Here is a 17944-nt window from a genome sequence, read left to right as displayed (position 1 = left end):
GGAAAAAGCCCTCACACGCACGTGACACCCCGGCTAAACTCCCCGCCACCAGGCCGCTGATCAGCACAAATACCGAAGTCCGGCTGGAGTACTAGACCGACTCCCGCTCGCTGCGCTCCGCGCGCCGTCGGTGTTCGAGCTCGTCGTAGCGGGCACGCATTGCCCCACTGGCGGCCGGGCCGGCAGTGAACACATACGCGTCACTGTCGTCCAGAAGCTTGCCGGTGCGCGCGTCGATCACGACCGGTTCGGCCTCCTCGCCGGTGGCGGCGTCGACCAAGATCATGGCGCGGTCCTGCGGAGCGAGTTCCTGGTTGCCCCACGCGGCCAGGGCGACGATCACCGGTCGCAGCGACCGGCCGCGCTCGGTCAGTACGTACTCGTGGCGCACCGGGTTGGTCTGATACGGCCGCCGCTCCAGCAGACCGACCCATTCCGGCCCATGACGATCATGGTGTGGCATCTGGGCCCTCGTTCGCGCTTGTCTCGTCAGCGCCAGGCGCCCGACGGGCGCCCGGCATCGCGGCCAGGATCTGGGCAAGAACGGCCGCGGCCGCGCGACGGCGTGCGGGCTGCGCCGACCAGATGGCTGGCAGCACTACGCCGACGAAAACGGAGACAAAGGCGGCGAGTATCAGGGCAGGAAGGCTGCCGGGCATCCAGAGCATCGACACTCCTTACGTAGGCGGCGGCTTGTTCACCTCCGACAGTGGTGGTGCACGCGGCCCCGCTGGCCCAACGCCGAATAGTCCTGAATCCCGGAGTGGTTGATACAGGTCAGACCATACGCTGGGAGTCGTTGCGGTGAAATGGGGTGAAGGACGGGTGAGGCATGGCAGCGGGGGAGCCGCCCCAGGCGGTGGTGAGTTTTTGCAGACAGCTGCGGCGTCTGGTGCGCGAATGCGGCATCGCCCAGAGCGACGTGGCCAGAGCGCTTCACCGTAGCAACGGCGCCGTCTCGGCTCTCCTCAACGGGCAGCGCGCTACTCCGCCGGCCTGGGACGACGTGGCGCGCATCGTGGAGTATTGCGGAAGCCGCCGCGCTAGCCCCCCTGCGGGAGTCAGCCTCGACCTGTCGTGGTGGCGGCTCCGCCACCACGAGATGGAGATCAGCGCTGAAGAACCTCAGAGGGAGCAGCGCCCTCGCCCCCCGTTACCGTCCCCGCCACCGGAGCCGGACGAGGTCCCGGGCGACTTCGCCAGCGCCATCGGCGTACTTGCCGCCGGTCGAGAGGACTTCGAGGGACTCGCGGCGGAACTGCTGGAGCCCCTCACCCTGAGCGGCGCCGCCTCCAACGGGCTCCCTGCGGTACTGGAGGGATTCGGTGACCGGGTCCGCTCCCGCCAGGGGACCCCGCGCACCGCACTGCTGGCCGCAGCCGACCGGGCCATCCTGATCACGGCGTTCTGCGAGGCCGTGGCCGACTCCGGCATCCACTATGGGCCCGAGCTCGGCTACCAGCAGGGAGACATCACCACGCAGATCGTCGCCGAACTCGAGCAGGTAGTCCTCGGCACGGACCGGGTCAGGGACGCCAGCGAACTGCGCCACGAGATCATCGCCGCGTACACCTACGCCGCCGGCATCGTGCACGGCGAAGGCAGCCCGCAAGATCAGTACCCCGAAGACCTGGCCCGCCACGCCTGGCAGCGCTACGAAGCCCATATGGCTTCGGCGACCTGGGACTGCCCTGAATTGCGCCTGACCTCCAACACCGAAGACCCGCCCGAGGTTGCCGAGCAGGGGCCCCCGCCCGGGCCCAGCTACGCGCTGCGGCCACTGTCGCAGTGGCTGGGCCAGTTCGCCGCCGACCCCGCCCCCGCACACCGCTACAAGCGACTGCTACGCGCACCCGTCGCTGACGCCGAGGACGCCGGCCCGGCCATGCCCACCCTGGAGAACGGGTACGTCGACCCGGCCTTCCGCCAGGCGCACCAGCATTCCAGCGGCCGGCACCTGTCCAGCGACGACTGGTGGCTCACGCAGCCGAAGCGCGAAGACTTCGGCGAATTCCTCGCAGCTCACCTCCTCACCGCCCACGCCACCAGTGCCCCCTTGGTCATCCTCGGCCACCCGGGCTCGGGGAAGTCACTGCTGACCAAGCTCCTTGCCGCACGACTACCTGAGGCAGAGTTCTTCTGCCAGCGCATCGAGCTACGCCACATACCCGCGGACCTGGATGTCCAAGGACAGCTCGAAGAATTCCTCAGGCGCTCCACCGGCAGATCCACCCCCTGGCCCGAGGCCACCGACCCTGGCACGGTCCGGGTCGTTGTCCTGGACGGCTTCGACGAACTCCTGCAAGCGGCCTCTGCCGACCACGCCCGCTACTCCAACTACCTCCACGACCTGGCCGACTTCCAACTACGCGAATCCGAACTCGGCCGCCCTACGATCGCAGTCGTCACCAGCCGTACCGTCGTCGCCGACCAGGCCCCTACTCCTCGCCTGAGCACCGTCATCCGCCTGGAGCCCTTCGACGACGACCGCATCGGACACTGGGTACAGGTCTGGAACACCACCAACCGCCGCTACTTCACTGCAAGCGGCCTGCAACCCTTGACCCGCGACGTACTGCAGCCGCACAGCGACCTCATCAGCCAGCCCCTGCTCCTGCTGATGTTCGCCCTCTACGACGCGTCGTCAAACGCCTTGCACCAGCTGAAAGGCGAGGACATCGGCCGGCTCGGCCTTTACGAACGACTGTTGACCGAGTTCACCCGCCGTCAGGTCGCCAAGCACAACGGCGCCCTGCCCCACCCGGCCGAAGCCGCCGCAGTAGAACACGAACTGCACCGCCTCGCCGTGATCGCCGTCGGCATGTTCAACCGGCGACGCCAGGGCATCACCGCCTCCGAAGCCCACGCCGACCAGAGCGCACTCCTCGACACCGACGCGGCCCCATCACCGCTGCTCTTCGGCAGCTTCTTCTTCATCCACGAGGCCCAAGCTGTCGTCACTGGCCAGCACAGACACTCCTACGAGTTCCTGCACGCCACCTTCGGCGAGTACCTCACCGCCCGCCTCATCATCGATGAACTGAAGCACCTCCTGCCCGCCGACACACCTCATCCCGCCGCCGTCGCCATTGACGACCGGCTGCACGCTCTGCTGTCTCACGTACCGCTCGTCGACCGGGCCGAAGTCGCACAGAACCTCACCGGTCTGATCAGCAGCCTCAGCCAGCAGCGGCGCCGCCACCTCACCGCCCTCCTGATCGACCTGTTCAAAGCAGCCACCGGCGATGTCACCCGACCCGACCAGCCGGCCTACGAGCCCCTCCCCGCCTGCCGCGGTGAACGCGAGGCCGTCTACAGCGTGAACCTGCTCCTGCTGACCGTGTTGGCAAAGGACTCCGTCTGCGTCTCACGCCTCTTCGACACGCGTAACCCGATCGACTCCTGGCGACGCCAGAGCATGCTGTGGCGATCCCAGCTCAGCGAGACCTCTTGGATCACCCTGACCGACACCCTCACCACAGAGCTGTGCACGGACCCGCACACCCGCGACCCCGACGTGCGTGTACGGCTGTTCCCCCCCAACTGCGCAGACGGCCTTGTCTGGCCCGCGAACCCAGATCCTCAAGCCCTCCACGCCGGCCCCTACCGGCATCCAGAGCCGAGTAACCTCTCCGACCTGTGCAGGGCCGCCGCCTTCACGTACGACATCAGCTCGCTGCACGTCCTGCACGCCGTGGCACCACTGGCACAGCACCTGCCTACCACACTGGAGACCTACCACGTCACCGACGATCAACACACGCGCTCCGCCGCGCACACTCTCCTCGCCCTGCTCGACCCGCTCGCCCCTACCCCGTTCACCGCCTCGGCAGGGCTTCTCGACCTTCTCAACGCCTTGCCCGCACGGGAGAGCACGGCGGCCGCGGACATCCTCGCCCGCTTTCTCTTCCACGCCGTCACATACCAGCCCGTCGGTGCTGTCGCCGACGTCCTGGACCAGCTCACGTCCCTGCGCGCCACCGCCTCACGCGGCCTGGGAGTAACTACGTGGCTGATCCTCGCCCAATGTGCCCAAGCCCTCATCGGACACCCAGACGCGCCGCACGCCCAGCTTGAAGCCATCACGGCCCGCTTCGGCCCCCAAGCCCCGGCCCTAGACGGTGCCGGCCCCCTGCAGCGGCTTCAGTGCCTGCTCATCGAGGCCGGCACAACGGCCACCTGGAGCGCTGTCGAACGCCCGGCTGGCGCCACCGTGCTCACCACTGCCCTCGAACTGCTCCAGCAGGTCTCGCCGGTGAACAGGCCCGCGCACACGGTCATCGACCTCCTCCGCCTCGCACAGGACCTCGACGCCGTGGACTGGCTGGCCGAACACGCAGAGCCGCTCCTGAGCGTACTCCCTCCTGACGGACTCCTCAGACTCCGCCCGACAGATATCAGCTGGCTCCGCTCCATCGTCCACAACGAGAGCCTGCTCGCAGACCTCGACCGGATCCGCAGCCGCTGGCACCGCACGTAACCTGGTCCGCCCCGGCAGTCACAACCGCTACGGCGGCGTGCGGCAGATGCTCGCTGCCCTCGATCTGGCTACCGGCAAGCTGTACTACCGCATTCGACCGCGCAAGCCTTGGCGCGAGTTCCTCGATCTCCTCAAGGCCCTGCGCACCCGCTGGCCCAGGGATAAGTTGTATGTGGTGCTGGACAACTTCTCCCCGCACAAGCACGCCAAGGTCCGCACCTGGGCGGCCGACAACGACATCGAGTTGGTCTTCCTGCCGACCTACGGCTCCTGGCTGAACTGGATCGAGGCCGAGTTCGCGGCCCTGCGCTACTTGGCACTCAACGGCACCGACCACCGCAGCCACGACGAACAGAACGCCGCCATCGCCGCCTACGTCCGCTGGCGCAACACCCGCGCGGAACCGAAGACGAACTTCGCGCCCGACTCACCGATCCGATCATGGACCGATTACCCGGCCAAGGCTGCGTGACGAGCCACTAGCTAGGTGTGCTGTCCCGGGACGTTGGTGACACGCGTGCTCGGTACTTGCACAGGTGAGGGCCTGGCCAGCCCGCCGGTCATGCGGCAGTGGCGGCCAGCAGGAGGTCGAAGGCGTCATTCGCCTCGCGGAGCACCGCCGTCGCGTCGTGGCTGCCGAGGCGCCACGCCGCCTGGTAGCAGGCGACGGTCAACTGGGCGGCGAGGACGGCGGTGGCCGGCGGGGTGCCGTGGTCGATCAGGTGTTTCTCAAGGAGGTCGGCGTAGTGCCGGGTCTTGCGGGTGTGGCGGTCTTCGAGCTCGGGGTGCTGCTTGACCAGACGGTGGTAAACCGCGTAGTGGCCGGGGTTGCGGGCGGCCTCGGTGCAGATCGCGAGCAGCAGCCGCCGAGATGTGGCCAGTGCCTGCGCGAGATCCTGGAGCGGCTCGGCGGGCGCATCGTGCATGGCCACGGTGAGCGCGCGCAGGAAGTCGTCCTCGGTGGAGAAGACGACTTCCTGCTTGTCGCCGAAGTAGCGGAAGAAGGTGGTGCGGCCGATCTCGGCCCGCTGGGCGATCTCGTCCACGGTGACGACATCGAACCCCCGCTCCATGAAGAGCGAGAAGGCCGTCTCGATGATCCGTTCCCGGGTCTGGCGGCGTTTGCGGTCCCGCAATGACTCCTCCGGAACCGTGTTCGTGTTCATTCGGCCAGGATATCCGCCCGTCCCGCCCGGCGGTCAGCGTCGACGAGGCGGGCGGCCTCGCGCCACAGCTCCTCCTCGCGGGCCTCGTCGTGCGACTCTGGCGACGACGGGACGTTGCGGCCGCGATCGAGGTAGGACCCGGTCCGGGCGGTCAGCCCGGTCAGGATCGTCTCAGCGAGCCGGGCGCCCGCCTGCTGCGGCGTCATGCCCCGGCCGAGGAATCGCTGAAGCTGGAAGAATCCGTTGAGTACGCCCCGCACGGGCCCCGGGGCGTGGCGGAAGAAATCGGTGCCCGCGACGAGCGCCGGGTTGTAGGAGTAGACGCCGATGCTCTTGGGCAGGCGGCGGGCCAGCGCGTGGGTCAGGTAGATGACGCCGAGTTTGCTGGTCGCGTACGCCCGCCCGGCCTCTCGCGCGCCACCGGCACGAGGCGTGGCCAGTCGTTCCGGCGTCTCCCAGCGCGGCGGCAGCGTGGCGCCGAGCGTATAGCGGAACTGCCCGAAGTGGCAGTCGCTCGAGGTAAGCACGATCCAGCCCGGACCGGTAAACCGGGGCAGCAGCTCCCTGACGAGCAGGTAGTGGGACAGCACATTGACCCCGAAGGTCATCTCGTACCCGTCCGTGGTGCGTTTCTCGGTCGTCGTGACCGTCAGGCCGGCGTTGCCGAGATAGCCACCGAGCGGCGGCAGGTATCCGGTATCGAGCCCACGCAGAATCTCCTCCACCGCCCGCCTGATCTCGGCGAGCGAAGCGAGGTCACAGTCCACGCCTGTGACCCCGGAAGCGCCGGTGGCCTCGGCGAGTTCCGCAGCGAGGCGTTCGCCGCCGCGGCGAGCCAGCACGACGTAGTGGTCCTGCGGCCGTTCCCGGATCAGCAACTCGACGGACTCGCGGCCGAAACCGCGGGTCACTCCGGTCAACACGATGGTCCGGCTATCCACGGCAGACTCCTCGGTATCGAGTTCCAAGTGGTACTTAGTACCGTAACATGCCATGGTTCACTTCCGCATCGAGCGACAAAACCGCAGCTGAAACGCCAGCTGATCGACACCACGGTGGCGACTTAAGAGGTCGTGTTCTCCCGTTGTTTCATCCCGTGATGCGGGCTTGGTCCGGTTATGTCGGGTCGCGCCAGGAGATGGTGCTCTCGCCGGTGAGGCGGCGGGCCATGAGGTCCGTCATAGCGAGGTGGATCATGGCTTCGGAGCGAGTGGGGAGGGTTTCGTAGTCACGGGCCAGGCGGCGGTTGAGCATGAGCCAGCCGTAGGTTCGCTCCATCGTCCAAGCACACTGCGCTTATGGATAGTCAAAGCAGTGAGCAGACGCCGATAATCGGCCGTGAGGGCCTGCAGCGGTTGGTTGCTGTGGCCCGACGGTTGCGGGGCCGGCTGAGCGACGAGGGGAATGGGTCGTCATGCGCGACGACAGTGACGTCGGCCCCAGAGAACGATTCCGGTGGTGCCGGACGGGCAGGTGTGGGTGGCGCTGCCGGAGGTGAGCCGGCAGGCGGTGGTGGGGCAGCTGGTGCGGCTGGCGAGCCGCGCGTTGTCGGCCGCCGCAACGGCGAGTGAGCGGGACCGGCGATGACCTCGGTAATGCCGTGGGAGCGGCCCGGTAGCAAGATCGACGACCATCACCTGCAGCGGCTCGCAGTGATCTATGTCCGCCAGTCCACCCGCCAGCAGCTCGTCGACCACCAGGAGTCGACCCGGTTGCAGTACGCCCTGGTGGACCGGGCGGTCGCGCTGGGCTGGCAGGCGGACCGGGTTCTGGTGATCGACGAGGACCTGGGCAAGTCGGGGTCGAGTGCGGTCGCCCGCACGGGCTTCCAGCGTCTGGTCACCGAAATCGGGCTGGACCACGTCGGTCTCGTGCTGGGGATCGAGATGTCCCGGCTGGCCCGCTCCGGCAGGGACTGGTACCAGCTGATCGAGCTGTGCGCCCTGTCGGGTGCGGTACTGGCGGACACCGACGGGGTCTACGACCCGGCCGAGTACAACGACAGGCTGCTGCTGGGGCTCAAGGGAACGATGAGCGAGGCCGAACTTCACCTGATCAAGCAGCGGATGTGGAGCGGGCGCCTGAACAAGGCCCGCCGCGGCGAGCTGGCCTTCCCTCTGCCCAGCGGCTACGTCCGCCGCCCGTCGGGGGAGGTCGCTTTTGATCCGGACGAGCAGGTGCAGACCGTGATCCGGCTGATCTTCGCGCAGTTCGAGCGGCTCGGCACGTTGCACGGTGTGCTGCGCTATCTCGTCGACCACGACATCCAGTTGGGCATCCGGCTGCGGGAGGGGCCGGACAAGGGCACCCTGGAATGGCGAAGGCCGAACCGGATGACGCTGCAGACCCTGCTGCACAATCCCGCCTATGCCGGCATCTATGCCTACGGGCGGCGCCGGGTCGACCCGCGCCGCCAGGACCCGGCCCGGCCGAGCACCGGACGGGTCGTCCGCTCCCGGGACGGATGGCATGTGATGATCCCGAATGCCCTGCCCGCCTACATCACCGTCGCCCAGTTCGAGGCCAACGAAGCGAGACTGGCGGCCAACCGTGCCCGCGCCGAAGCCATGGGCGCGGTCCGCAACGGCCCCGCTCTCGCGGCTGGGCTGGTGCACTGCGGACGCTGCAACCGGCGCATGAGCGTGCGCTACCACACCCAGCACAGGAAGGCACTGCCGGAATACGTGTGCGCCCGGGACATGACCAACTACGGCGCGGAGAAGAGCTGCCAGCTGCTCAACTCCGCCTGCGTGGACGCCTTCGTCGAGCAGCAGGTCCTCGCGGCACTGACGCCCGCCGCCGTCGAGGTGTCTCTCCGCGCGGCCGACCAGGTCCTGGCCGAGCGGGCCGAGCTGGAACAGCTGTGGTCGCAACGGCTGGAACGAGCCGCGCAGGAGGCCGACCGGGCCCGCCGCAGCCACCACCTCGCCGAACCGGAGAACCGCCTGGTCGTGCGCCAGTTAGAGAAGGAGTGGGAGGATGCACTCGCCATCCAGCAGCGGCTCCGCGAGGACTACGACCGCTTCGCCCGCAGCAGTCCGCACATCCTCACTCCGGCCGAGCGGCAGACCATCACGGCCCTGGCCGGCGACATCGAGGGATTGTGGCGTGCGCACAGCACCACGACAGCGGACCGCAAGGGGATCGTCCGCGCGGTCGTCGACAAGGTCGTCGTCACCGTGCTCGGCACCAGCGAGCGGGTGAAGATCACGATTGTCTGGGCCGGCGGGACCACTACGGCGGGAGAGGTCATCCGCCCGGTCCAGCGGCTGGAACAGCTCAGCTACTACTCGCAACTGTCCGATCGAATCCGCGAACTCACAGGTCAGGGCATCGGCGCCAGCGGAATCGCCGACCGCCTGGAAGCCGAGGGCTTCCGGCCCGCGAAGGGCGGCAAACGGATCTCCGCAGCCACCGTCCGCGACCTCATGCGCCGCCTCGCCTGCCCCGCAGGTCGTATCCACCGACACCGCCCCGCGCCACCCGGCGAGGAGCCCGGCCCGGACGAGTGGTGGCTCAAGCACCTGGCCGCCGAGTTGGACATGACCACTTCCACCCTCTACGCCTGGATCAACCGCGGCTGGATCACCACCCGCCGGGAGAGCTGCTGGCCCCACCGGCTCATCGCCCACGCCGACCAGCGAGAACTCGCCGAACTCCGCGAACGCCGGACACGTCCGCCCGGCTGGTACAGCCGCCGCATCTGGACCGAGACCGCCGAAACAGCACGGCAACAGACTCCATGAGTGCACTGTGCTTGACAGATCTCGACCGTCCAGCGTTTCGGGATCGGCGTGAACCCCTTGGCCCGAGGGGTACGTTGGACGATTTCGAGGTCAATGCCGAGGGCGGCGGCGTGCTCGACGAAGTGTTTGCGCTAGGCGCCGTCGACCCAGACCTTGCGGATCGTGGGAGGGGCGGCGGCCACCTGCGACGTACCGAGCGAGCGCGGCACCATCCCGGGACCGCGGCGGCCGACGCTAACTCGCGCAGCATCACGGCGAGCTTCGCCTGGTCGACGTCGGCGACGGGCCGCCGGTCCACCAGCCGCCCGCACCCCGGCACTGGCGGCAGCTGCGGCGCGGGCGGGGCGTCAGCTCGATGCAGTGCCAGTCGGCGTGCAGCTGCCAGCGGCCGGCCTTGAGAGCGAGGACGGCCACGCCGACCGCAGCCGGGACCTCACCGACTTCCACACGTCGGCCTCCAGCATGACGATGACTTCGCGGCAGGTTGGGAACCTGCTGCGAAGTCATCGTCGCTGCCGTGGGTCACGTGCCTGCGCACGGGACCCGTTCCGCCGAGGTCAGTCCGCCGTGGTCTCCCACCCGTAGTCCGGCAGCTTGAAGAAGTCATCCCCGTTGACCCGGTCGGCGCTGCCCGTGGCCAGGCCCGTCATCAGGGACTCCACTCCGGTACGTACGGACTGGACGAACATGCCGCGCTGCCGCTGGCCCAAGTCGTCCTGCTGTCCGCGGACTTCGAAGAGGACTGTGCCGGTGCCGTTGAGGGCGAAAGCGGAGCGGCCCTGGCCGGCGTATTCGCGCGCGTCGGGGTGGAGATAGCGGCCGGTCGCGGCGAGCCTCGACTGCTCGCCGTATGCGTCGGCAATGCCATTGGCCACCGTGAGCGCATAGCGGCGGGACTTGTCCTGGTCCAACTTCGGCCACTGCTTCTTGTACTTGGCCCCGTCGTTCACGCCGAGCGGCGGATAGTCCAGCGAGACCGTGATCAGCTTGCCGTCCTGAGGGCCGCCCGTGATGCGCCCGCAGGGACCCATGTGGTGCAGATCGATAAACGCGTCGACAGATCCCTTCTCGTTGCGCATCTTCACATACGTGTCACGGATCGCGCGCGACTCGGGGGAAAGGAAGAAGCCGGCGTCGGTCTGCATGCCGGGGAGGTCGGAGGCCTGCGGGACGTAATTCAGATCCGGGTTGAAGTCCCGGTTAAGGTCATAGCCGGGCTGGTCGATACCGTCACCGCTGAGGCTGTGGTACCAGGCGCGCGGCGCCCCGGCCAACTGGGGGAACTGCGCGACGGTCTGGTCCCAGGAGCGTACGTTGATACGACGGTTGAGCTCGCCGCCGTCTGGGTTCACCATCGGCATGGCAACCAGGGTGACTTTGCTGAGCAGTTCGGCAGTCTTCGGACCAGAGCCCGAACCGAGCTCCTTGAGGATGCCGATGAGGGCCTCCGTGCCCGTGCGCTCGTTGCCGTGAATGGCGCTGGTCACCATAAGGACGCGGGGGCCGGTGCCCACTCGCGCGGCCCACAGTTCGCGACCCTGGGTGGTGCGCCCGGCGACCTCGACCTGCACCCGGCCCTTGCTGGTCTTCTCGATCTGCCTCAGCGTGGCGCCGAGTTGAATCTGGTCGGTCCAGCCGGACCAGGACGGATCATCGGAGATCTTGCAGTTGCCCGGCTCGCTTTCGGCGGCCGTGGCGGTGGCGGCGGCCGGTGAGGTGACCAGCACGGAGCCGAGGGCGGCGGAGGCCGCGACGGTGGCAACGGCTGTGCGTAGCGCTCGCGAACGGGTGTTCCGCGTGCTGCGGTAGGTGCGCATGGGGCGGGCTCCTCACGACGGTACGGGCGGGACTGGCGTGGGGGGCGTTCCGGCTCATGCTGACCCGAGGGTCAAGGAAAGGTCAATGGGGCATACATGAATGCCCATGTCGGCGAACGGCCCCGAGGGCCGGGAGTCTCGGTGACGAAGAGACCACGATGTGCGCGCCCGCCCAGGTCACCGCACTCCACTGGGGGACAACGGCGGAGGCGTGGATGCCGCGGCAGCCGACATGTGCCCTCGGTCCCGTTTCCCATCCGTGCCCGTGGCGCTTCCTGTCACAAGCACGCCTGGGCAGCGCGCAGTGTTACAACCGAAATGCCGCCACTTTCGTGTCACCGACAGACGGGCCTCGGCACTCCTCGACCTGGCCTCAAACCCGAGACACCGGGCCGGGAGCGCCGTAACGCATGGTCAGGTAAGCGATACCTTCCGGCCACAGCCGGGACGGGTCGCGCTGACATTGCCCGACGCTTCCTCCTGCCCGGTTCGCCGGGCAGGAGGAAGCGCGCACAGGGCTGCGGCGGGCTCCCTGTCGGGCGTAGCCGAGCCTCGAGCGGTTCAGCGGCCGCGCTGGTGGAGCTCCAGGTCGGTGACCACGGGGCGGTGGTCCGACGCCTCCGCCGCGACCTCCTGGGCACCGACCACGGTGATGTCGGGGGAGACGGTTACAAAGTCGATGCGATTGACCGGGTTGATCGCCGGGTACGTCGCGCCGCCGTTCGGGTTGGCGTCCCGCAGCTGCTGCCACAGCGGCGCCAGCTCCGTGGCCTTGGCCCCGGCGTTGAAGTCGCCCACCAGGACCTTCGGTCCGGAGTCGGCGGCCATCACATTGAGCATGTCCGCCACCTGGGCCTTGCGGACCGACGGGTTGGCCCGGTAGTCCAGGTGCGTGTCGTAGACGTGCACGTGCGAGCCCTTGACGTTGACCGTCACCTCGGCGAAGCCGGGCGCCGGGGCCGGTACCGGGTTGGGCGTCTGGGTGGAGAGCCGGGTGATGTCGTGGTTCTCGGCCTCGAGCACCGGGTAGCGGCTCAGCACGGCGACGCCGAACTGCCGCCTTTCCCCGCCCTGGGTGGCCGGGTCCATGTCGTAGATCGGTGCGAAGAACACGTTCATGTCGAGCTTCTCGGCTAGCGCGTGGGCCTCGTCGACGAAATTGCTACGGGCGCCCCAGTGCACGTCGACCTCCTGGAGGCCGACCACGTCGGCGTCCAGGCCACGGATCGCCTCCGCGGTGCGATCGAGGTCGAAGACCTCGTCCTCGCCGGCCCCGGCATGGATGTTGTAGGTCGCCACCCGCAGCGGCACCGCCGGGGCCTGCGACCCGGGAATGCCGGGGTCCGCGGCCGTCGCCGGCGCCGCAACAGCGAGCACAGCGGTGGCGGCGAGCACGGCAGCGACGGTACGGCTGCTACGGACGGAACGTCGGAAATTGAGCTTCATGACTTCTCCAGGTCAGGTGATGGTGAGGCCGGAACCGACCGGAAACAGCGGTGTTCCCGGGCGGGCGGGATCGGGGATGGTCACGAGCAGGCGTCCGGCGGGCTGGATCGCTCCGGTCAGCACCCCGGCGACGGTGCGCATCGGCATAGGTGGTGAGGTAGACGGGCGCCTGGGGGAAACACAACACGTCGTACGGATCGCACACGGCCACCGCAACGACCCGCGCGCCGGACGCCAGCAGCGCCCCGACCAGCAGCTGCTGCCCAGGATCGACGGCTGACGGAACGTTCGGGAAATGGCATGCAGCGCTCCCCAGGGCTGGGACCGGAACCGCCTCACAAAGGCGTACCCCCAACGACCCAAGAACTTATGGAACTTCTGTGAATCACTGAAAGCCGATCACCGACGCACATTCGACGAACCGATGACACTGGCCCTCGGGGAGTATCGACGCGGTGGGTAGCAGTTGGGTGATCAGTTCGCTGAACACTCCTGTGTCGCCGTGTCGAACCTGGCAAGCTGCGGCTGGTGAGGGGTGACTGGCTGGGGAAGTTTCGTCGGGAGCGGCGGGTGCTGGCGCTGGTGCGGCGGGCCGCGTGGTGGCTGGAGCAGGCCGAGAAGGAACGGGACTCGGCGCTCGCCTCGGCGCGGGCCGGCGGGGTGTCGGGCGGAGGGCCGCGGAGGCGGCTGGGCTATCGCCAACCCAGGTACACCAGCTGACCAAGGACGCCTCGGCGAACGTGCTGGAGGCGGTGCTGGCCGAGGTGCGGGCAGCGGGCTGGCCTGCGCCGGAGGATCCGGACTATAGCGACGACGAGGAACTGCCAGGGCGCGCGGACGTGGTCCCGAACGTCGTGGTGCGGCTCATTCAGGAGACAGACGGCCGGGAGCGCATGCTGCGGACCTGGACGGCTCAGGGCGAGACCGTGGCGTAGAACACGTGTGCGCCCAGCATCCCCGGCGACGAAGCCGGGCGTCCCGCCACGGGAGACATAAGATCCGTCGATGTGGCACACACAATCGATGAACTGGTGGAGATACAGAAGACGGCCGACGAGGCGCACGGCCGGGTACTGGAACTGCGGGACACCTACGGTCAGCCCACGGTGACGCTATGGTCGCCGCAACAGACCGAGGCCTATCCGACGACATCACCGTCCACATGGACCCCGGCTACGACTCCGACAAGACCCGCACCCTGCTCAACGAACGCGGCCTCCACGGCCGCATCGCGCATGGCTTTATTCACGGGTCGTGTAGCCAGATGTTCATGGGGTGTGAAACTGGCGACCTCGCGTAATCGACCGTCGCGTATTCCCCGACGAGTGTGGACATTTGGTCACTGTGGGTAATTGCCGATCGAGTTCGGCCAAGGTTCTACCTGCACCTCTCGCTGCCTCTCGCTGTTCCGTGCTGACTGGTGACCCAATTCACCCGCCGCGAAATGGGACCGACAGACTGCCCGCACGGCCCGTGGACACCGACCCCGGCCTCGCTTCCATTCGGCAGGAGCTGAGCGTCACGCCGGCGGCCGGGTGAGTTTGGCGGCCACGGCGTCGAGGACCCAGTCCAGGCCGGTCGCGAAGGATGCCTCGGCGCCCACGTCCGTGCCGTCGTACACGGCCTTGGCCAGCGCCGGGAAGCGGCCCGTGGCCAACATTCTCGTCACATGCGGGCCGGAGGCGCGCTGCCAGTCGAGCTTGGACAGGCCCGTGGCGCGCTCGGCCCGCAGGTTCGCGATCTCGCGCCTGATCGCGCCGGTGAAGTAGGCGCTGACAGTCTCCACAGCGCGCATGACGGTGTCGATGTCGGCGAGGCCGTCGAGGGCGGCCAGCGTGGCCTCGGTCACGGCGAGGCCGTTCGGACCCAGGGTCGGACGGCCGCCGAGCAGGTCGGCCAGCCATTCGTGACGGAGAGCGGCCTGCCTGGTGCGGTGGGCGAGGACGCTCAGCGCCTCCCGCCAGTCACCGGGTTGCTCCTCGGGGACAATCTCGGCCTGGACCTCGTCCACCATGAGGTCGAACAGCTCCTCCTTGGTGGAGATGTATCCGTACAGCCGCATAGGGCCGGCGTTCAGTCGGGCGGCGACCTTGCGCAACGACACCGCCTCCAGCCCGCCCTCGTCGGCCAGCGCGACGGCGGCGGCAACGATCCGCTCCCGGTCGAGCGGAACGGGGCGATTCGGCGGCTCAGGTCGGTCCCACACAGTCATGATCACACCGTACCGTTGCGATACATCGTAACGAGCAAATACAGTGTATCGGCATGAGGCACCGTATCGCCGTGGTCGGCAGTGGCCCTGCTGGCCTTACCTTCGCCCGCGTCCTGCACCGCCATGGTCACCCTGTCACCGTCCTCGAACGCGATCCCGCCCCCGACGCCCGTCCCCCGGGCGGCACGCTGGACCTGCACGAGGGGCTGGGCCAACTCGCGCTGGACAAGGCGGGGCTGCTGGCGGAGTTCCAGGCGCTGTCTCGTCCCGAGGGGCAGGCCATGCGCATCCTGGACGCGGACGGGACCGTCCTGCGCGACTGGCGACCCCGTCCAGATGACGGGGCCAATCCGGAGATCGACCGCGGGCAACTCCGTGACCTGCTGCTCGGCTCTCTTTACGTTCGGTGGGGGCGGGGCGTGACGCAGGTGGTGCCGGAGACCCGAGATGGCGTACTGGTCCTCCATTTCGCGGACGGGCGACAGGAAACGTTCGACCTCGTGGTCGGCGCAGACGGCGCCTGGTCCCGGATCCGCCCGGCAGTCTCGTCGGTGACGCCGCACTACACCGGCGTCACCTTGGTCGAGACCTTCCTGGACGACGTCGACACCCGCCACCCTGACCTCGCCCGGTTGATCGGCGACGGTTCCGTGGCTGTGTACGGCGTGAACCGAGCTCTCGTCGCCCAGCGCAACAGCGGCGGCCACGTCAAGGTGTACGCCCAGTTCCGCGCGCCGCAGGACTGGCACACGAACCTGGACCTGACCGACGTCGAGGCCGTTCGATCGAGCCTGCTGGCTCTGTTCGACGGCTGGGCCGCTCCCGTCCTCGACCTCCTCCGCCACGGCACCGCTTTCGTCCACCGCCCCCTCTACGTCCTGCCCGTGTCCCACACCTGGACCCACGTCTTCGGGGTGACGCTACTGGGCGACGCCGCCCATCTGATGCCCCCCTTGGGGGCGGGAGCGAACCTCGCGATGCTGGAAGGCGCCGAACTCGCCGAGTCCATCGCCACCAACTCTGGAGATCTGGACGAGGCCGTCCGCGCCTTCGAGGAACAGATGTGGGCCCGGGCCGGCAGGTGGGCGAAGATCACGATGGCCGGTCTGGAACGCCTTGTGAGCCCGGACCCCGCCGAAGCCCTCGCCCTCTTCGACCAGGTCCAGCCATCCTGACTGCCAAGTGCGAGAGCACCAGCACCAACAACTCGCCACGGTGAGCACCTCGTTGGGCTTGCGCTCGCCTCGGATTCGCTCACGCGTGACGCCGTAGACCTTGCCGATCTCGTCGAGGGTCTTCGGCTGACCGTCGGTGAGACCGAAGCGCATGGAGACGACGCCCGCCTCACGCTCGGACAGGGTGTCGAGGACCGAGTGCAACTGCTCCTGGAGCAGCGTGAAGCTGACCGCGTCGGCCGGGACGACCGCCTCGGAGTCCTCGATGAGGTCACCGAACTCGCTGTCGCCGTCCTCGCCCAGCGGGGTGTGCAGCGAGATGGGCTCGCGGCCGTACTTCTGGACCTCGATGACCTTCTCCGGGGTCATGTCGAGCTCCTTGGCCAGCTCCTCCGGGGTGGGCTCGCGGCCCAGGTCCTGGAGCATCTGGCGCTGCACGCGCGCGAGCTTGTTGATGACCTCGACCATGTGCACCGGGATACGGATGGTGCGGGCCTGGTCGGCCATCGCGCGGGTGATCGCCTGACGGATCCACCAGGTGGCGTACGTGGAGAACTTGTAGCCCTTGGTGTAGTCGAACTTCTCCACCGCGCGGATCAGACCGAGGTTGCGGGCGCCGAGACTGTGCACCCCGGTTGGCGAGCGGTGCCAACTGGGGTGCACAGGAACATGACGTCGTCTGCGAAGGTGTCGTCTTTGGGGTCGTGGAGCGAGCTGTTCACGATCGAGGACTCGACGTAGGCCTCAGAGGATGAGCTCGTGATGCCGTGGAGCCGTAACGAGTCCTGGGGCGCAGAGGACGATGGGCTGAGGGCGGTGGCTGCTGGGGGCCTTCGCCGGCCAATGCAGTTGCTTTTGAGCTGCGGAGATCATTGCCCCGCGTGTGACGGGGTGGGGTGCGGGCCAGCGGGTGCGGATCGGGATCTTGACCAAGGTGTTCACCGCCGAACTGGTCGACGCGGCGATAGCCAAGCACGACCGAGCCGAGCGGCGCCGCCGACTCCTGCCGACGCGGCTGGTCGTGTACTTCGTCCTGGCCCTGTGTCTGTTCGCCCGGGAGTCGTACGAGGAGGTGCTGAGGGTGCTGACCAGCGGTATCCCGGGCAGCCGGGCCGTCGCGCGGGTGAACCGGTCGTCGTTGTCCCGGGCTCGTGCCCGCCTCGGGGAGGACGTGCTGGAGACCGTGTTCCGTCAGGTGGCTGGCCCGCTCGCGACCCCGGAGACGCCTGGCGCGTGGTGGCGGGGGCTGCGGCTCCTCGCCCTGGACGGCACCCAGTTCGATCTCCCGGATTCGACGAGCAACGTCGACGCCTTCGACGGCCCCTCCACTACAGGAGGTGTCCCCTTCGGATTCCCCCAGGTCAGGGCAGTGGTCCTTGCTGAGATCGGAACGCATGGAGTCCTGGATGCCCGCCTCGGCGGTTACCGCGATGGCGAGCGCAGCCTCCCCTACCCGCTGGCCGGCTCCGCCGGCCCCGGAGACCTGGTCATCGTTGACCGAGGCTTCTGATCGGTCGAGTTCGCTCACGTCTTCACCATGGCGGGCGCGGATCTGCTGGTCAGGCTCCAGTCCAACCATCTCGGCACCGCTCAGGAAGAACTACCGGACGGCTCGTATCTGTCGATGGCGCGACCGGGCAAGGAGGTCCGGCTCCGAGCAGCGAGGGAAGGTCGGACTCTGCCCCGCCACGTGATCTACCGCGTCATCACCTTCGCCAAGGACGACAAGATCGCCTACCTGGGCACGACACTGCTGGACCCGGATCAGTACCCGGCCGCCGAACTGGTCGCGCTCTACCGCGAACGCTGGGGTGCGACACGAAGTCGCACGAGATTGAGTGAATTACCTGATTGGAGGATCGACTTGATGTCGACAGCGTAGTTCCGGGCCAGTGCTCAAGG

General features: G+C 68.2%; 16 protein-coding genes and 5 pseudogenes. 10 read left to right on the top strand and 11 right to left on the bottom strand.

Annotated elements, in window-relative coordinates; genetic code table 11:
* Window positions 1-91: 91 nt before the first annotated feature.
* Window positions 92-427, bottom strand: a pseudogene (locus tag ACIQFZ_RS41415) (winged helix-turn-helix transcriptional regulator); the annotation flags it as partial.
* A 405-nt stretch (window positions 428-832) separates the two neighbouring features.
* Here ACIQFZ_RS41415 and ACIQFZ_RS41410 point away from each other — a divergent pair.
* Both ACIQFZ_RS41410 and ACIQFZ_RS41405 read left to right on the top strand, forming a co-directional pair.
* Window positions 833-4480, top strand: a complete 3648-nt coding sequence (locus ACIQFZ_RS41410) for a helix-turn-helix domain-containing protein (protein ID WP_402693760.1) — start codon at window positions 833-835, stop codon at window positions 4478-4480.
* A gap of 37 nt (window positions 4481-4517) precedes the next feature.
* Complete coding sequence (locus tag ACIQFZ_RS41405) at window positions 4518-4952, top strand: transposase (protein ID WP_402693759.1); 435 nt, start codon at window positions 4518-4520, stop codon at window positions 4950-4952.
* A gap of 88 nt (window positions 4953-5040) precedes the next feature.
* On the opposite strand, the gene ACIQFZ_RS41400 is transcribed toward ACIQFZ_RS41405, so the two are convergent.
* The 3 genes and pseudogenes from ACIQFZ_RS41400 to ACIQFZ_RS41390 form a co-directional block, all read right to left on the bottom strand.
* Window positions 5041-5646: a TetR/AcrR family transcriptional regulator gene (locus tag ACIQFZ_RS41400; RefSeq protein WP_402693758.1), complete on the bottom strand. Its 606-nt coding sequence runs from the start codon at window positions 5644-5646 to the stop codon at window positions 5041-5043.
* Window positions 5643-6614 carry an SDR family NAD(P)-dependent oxidoreductase gene (locus tag ACIQFZ_RS41395; protein ID WP_383063606.1) on the bottom strand — a complete coding sequence of 324 codons (972 nt, stop codon included), beginning with the start codon at window positions 6612-6614 and terminating at the stop codon, window positions 5643-5645. Before ACIQFZ_RS41395 ends, ACIQFZ_RS41400 begins: the two co-directional genes overlap by 4 nt.
* Before the next feature lie 148 nt (window positions 6615-6762).
* A pseudogene (locus ACIQFZ_RS41390) lies at window positions 6763-6930 on the bottom strand (IS5/IS1182 family transposase); the annotation flags it as partial.
* Window positions 6931-7229: 299 nt separating this feature from the next.
* Here ACIQFZ_RS41390 and ACIQFZ_RS41385 point away from each other — a divergent pair.
* Window positions 7230-9392 carry a recombinase family protein gene (locus ACIQFZ_RS41385; RefSeq protein WP_402693757.1) on the top strand — a complete coding sequence of 721 codons (2163 nt, stop codon included), beginning with the start codon at window positions 7230-7232 and terminating at the stop codon, window positions 9390-9392.
* A gap of 20 nt (window positions 9393-9412) precedes the next feature.
* On the opposite strand, the pseudogene ACIQFZ_RS41380 reads toward ACIQFZ_RS41385, so the two are convergent.
* The 5 genes and pseudogenes from ACIQFZ_RS41380 to ACIQFZ_RS41360 form a co-directional block, all read right to left on the bottom strand.
* Window positions 9413-9577, bottom strand: a pseudogene (locus ACIQFZ_RS41380) (IS5/IS1182 family transposase); the annotation flags it as partial.
* 64 nt (window positions 9578-9641) lie between these two features.
* A complete protein-coding gene (locus tag ACIQFZ_RS41375) occupies window positions 9642-9839 on the bottom strand; it encodes a hypothetical protein (protein ID WP_383063608.1) in 198 nt (65 codons plus the stop codon).
* A 110-nt stretch (window positions 9840-9949) separates the two neighbouring features.
* Window positions 9950-11209, bottom strand: a complete 1260-nt coding sequence (locus tag ACIQFZ_RS41370) for a M14 family zinc carboxypeptidase (protein WP_383063610.1) — start codon at window positions 11207-11209, stop codon at window positions 9950-9952.
* Window positions 11210-11770: 561 nt separating this feature from the next.
* On the bottom strand, window positions 11771-12655 hold the full coding sequence (locus ACIQFZ_RS41365) for an endonuclease/exonuclease/phosphatase family protein (protein WP_383063612.1): 885 nt from the start codon (window positions 12653-12655) through the stop codon (window positions 11771-11773).
* 12 nt (window positions 12656-12667) lie between these two features.
* Window positions 12668-12796, bottom strand: coding sequence for a hypothetical protein (locus tag ACIQFZ_RS41360; protein WP_365435998.1), 129 nt, complete (start codon window positions 12794-12796; stop codon window positions 12668-12670).
* Here ACIQFZ_RS41360 and ACIQFZ_RS41355 point away from each other — a divergent pair.
* From ACIQFZ_RS41355 to ACIQFZ_RS41340, 4 genes and pseudogenes are all read left to right on the top strand, one after another.
* On the top strand, window positions 12789-12935 hold the full coding sequence (locus ACIQFZ_RS41355) for a hypothetical protein (protein WP_365436001.1): 147 nt from the start codon (window positions 12789-12791) through the stop codon (window positions 12933-12935). The genes ACIQFZ_RS41360 and ACIQFZ_RS41355 overlap by 8 nt on opposite strands.
* A 248-nt stretch (window positions 12936-13183) precedes the next feature.
* Window positions 13184-13375, top strand: a complete 192-nt coding sequence (locus ACIQFZ_RS41350; protein ID WP_402693756.1) for a hypothetical protein — start codon at window positions 13184-13186, stop codon at window positions 13373-13375.
* A 20-nt stretch (window positions 13376-13395) separates the two neighbouring features.
* Complete coding sequence (locus tag ACIQFZ_RS41345) at window positions 13396-13590, top strand: hypothetical protein (protein ID WP_383063617.1); 195 nt, start codon at window positions 13396-13398, stop codon at window positions 13588-13590.
* A 203-nt stretch (window positions 13591-13793) separates the two neighbouring features.
* Window positions 13794-13892: pseudogene (locus ACIQFZ_RS41340) on the top strand (IS5/IS1182 family transposase); the annotation flags it as partial.
* Between the two features lie 282 nt (window positions 13893-14174).
* On the opposite strand, the gene ACIQFZ_RS41335 reads toward ACIQFZ_RS41340, so the two are convergent.
* Window positions 14175-14867 (bottom strand): TetR/AcrR family transcriptional regulator C-terminal domain-containing protein, encoded by a 693-nt coding sequence (locus tag ACIQFZ_RS41335; protein WP_365424927.1) that lies wholly within the window; start codon window positions 14865-14867, stop codon window positions 14175-14177.
* Window positions 14868-14920: 53 nt separating this feature from the next.
* Here ACIQFZ_RS41335 and ACIQFZ_RS41330 point away from each other — a divergent pair, with 53 nt between their 5' ends.
* Window positions 14921-16042, top strand: a complete 1122-nt coding sequence (locus ACIQFZ_RS41330; protein WP_402693755.1) for an FAD-dependent oxidoreductase — start codon at window positions 14921-14923, stop codon at window positions 16040-16042.
* A 69-nt stretch (window positions 16043-16111) separates the two neighbouring features.
* On the opposite strand, the pseudogene ACIQFZ_RS41325 reads toward ACIQFZ_RS41330, so the two are convergent.
* A pseudogene (locus tag ACIQFZ_RS41325) lies at window positions 16112-16651 on the bottom strand (RNA polymerase sigma factor); the annotation flags it as partial.
* Window positions 16652-16925: 274 nt separating this feature from the next.
* Here ACIQFZ_RS41325 and ACIQFZ_RS41320 point away from each other — a divergent pair.
* Together ACIQFZ_RS41320 and ACIQFZ_RS41315 are read left to right on the top strand one after the other, a co-directional pair.
* Complete coding sequence (locus ACIQFZ_RS41320; RefSeq protein ID WP_402693754.1) at window positions 16926-17552, top strand: transposase domain-containing protein; 627 nt, start codon at window positions 16926-16928, stop codon at window positions 17550-17552.
* A 27-nt stretch (window positions 17553-17579) separates the two neighbouring features.
* Window positions 17580-17924, top strand: coding sequence for a hypothetical protein (locus ACIQFZ_RS41315; RefSeq protein WP_402693753.1), 345 nt, complete (start codon window positions 17580-17582; stop codon window positions 17922-17924).
* Window positions 17925-17944 lie beyond the last annotated feature (20 nt).

This window comes from Streptomyces sp. NPDC093064, from assembly GCF_044754605.1.
In the GTDB taxonomy this organism is placed as follows: domain Bacteria; phylum Actinomycetota; class Actinomycetes; order Streptomycetales; family Streptomycetaceae; genus Streptomyces.
Note: the sequence above shows the minus strand (reverse complement) of the source record. Positions and strands in the feature narration are given on the sequence as shown.

Excerpts from the sequence above, each read along its gene's own strand:
- ACIQFZ_RS41410 (WP_402693760.1), top strand. The coding sequence starts at position 833 with ATGGCAGCGGGGGAGCCGCCCCAGGCGGTGGTGAGTTTTTGCAGACAG.
- ACIQFZ_RS41400 (WP_402693758.1), bottom strand. The coding sequence starts at position 5,646 with ATGAACACGAACACGGTTCCGGAGGAGTCATTGCGGGACCGCAAACGC.
- ACIQFZ_RS41385 (WP_402693757.1), top strand. The coding sequence starts at position 7,230 with ATGACCTCGGTAATGCCGTGGGAGCGGCCCGGTAGCAAGATCGACGAC.
- ACIQFZ_RS41370 (WP_383063610.1), bottom strand. The coding sequence starts at position 11,209 with ATGCGCACCTACCGCAGCACGCGGAACACCCGTTCGCGAGCGCTACGC.
- ACIQFZ_RS41365 (WP_383063612.1), bottom strand. The coding sequence starts at position 12,655 with ATGAAGCTCAATTTCCGACGTTCCGTCCGTAGCAGCCGTACCGTCGCT.
- ACIQFZ_RS41360 (WP_365435998.1), bottom strand. The coding sequence starts at position 12,796 with ATGCGCACCGTCGCCGGGGTGCTGACCGGAGCGATCCAGCCCGCCGGA.
- ACIQFZ_RS41335 (WP_365424927.1), bottom strand. The coding sequence starts at position 14,867 with ATGACTGTGTGGGACCGACCTGAGCCGCCGAATCGCCCCGTTCCGCTC.
- ACIQFZ_RS41330 (WP_402693755.1), top strand. The coding sequence starts at position 14,921 with ATGAGGCACCGTATCGCCGTGGTCGGCAGTGGCCCTGCTGGCCTTACC.
- ACIQFZ_RS41315 (WP_402693753.1), top strand. The coding sequence starts at position 17,580 with ATGGCGGGCGCGGATCTGCTGGTCAGGCTCCAGTCCAACCATCTCGGC.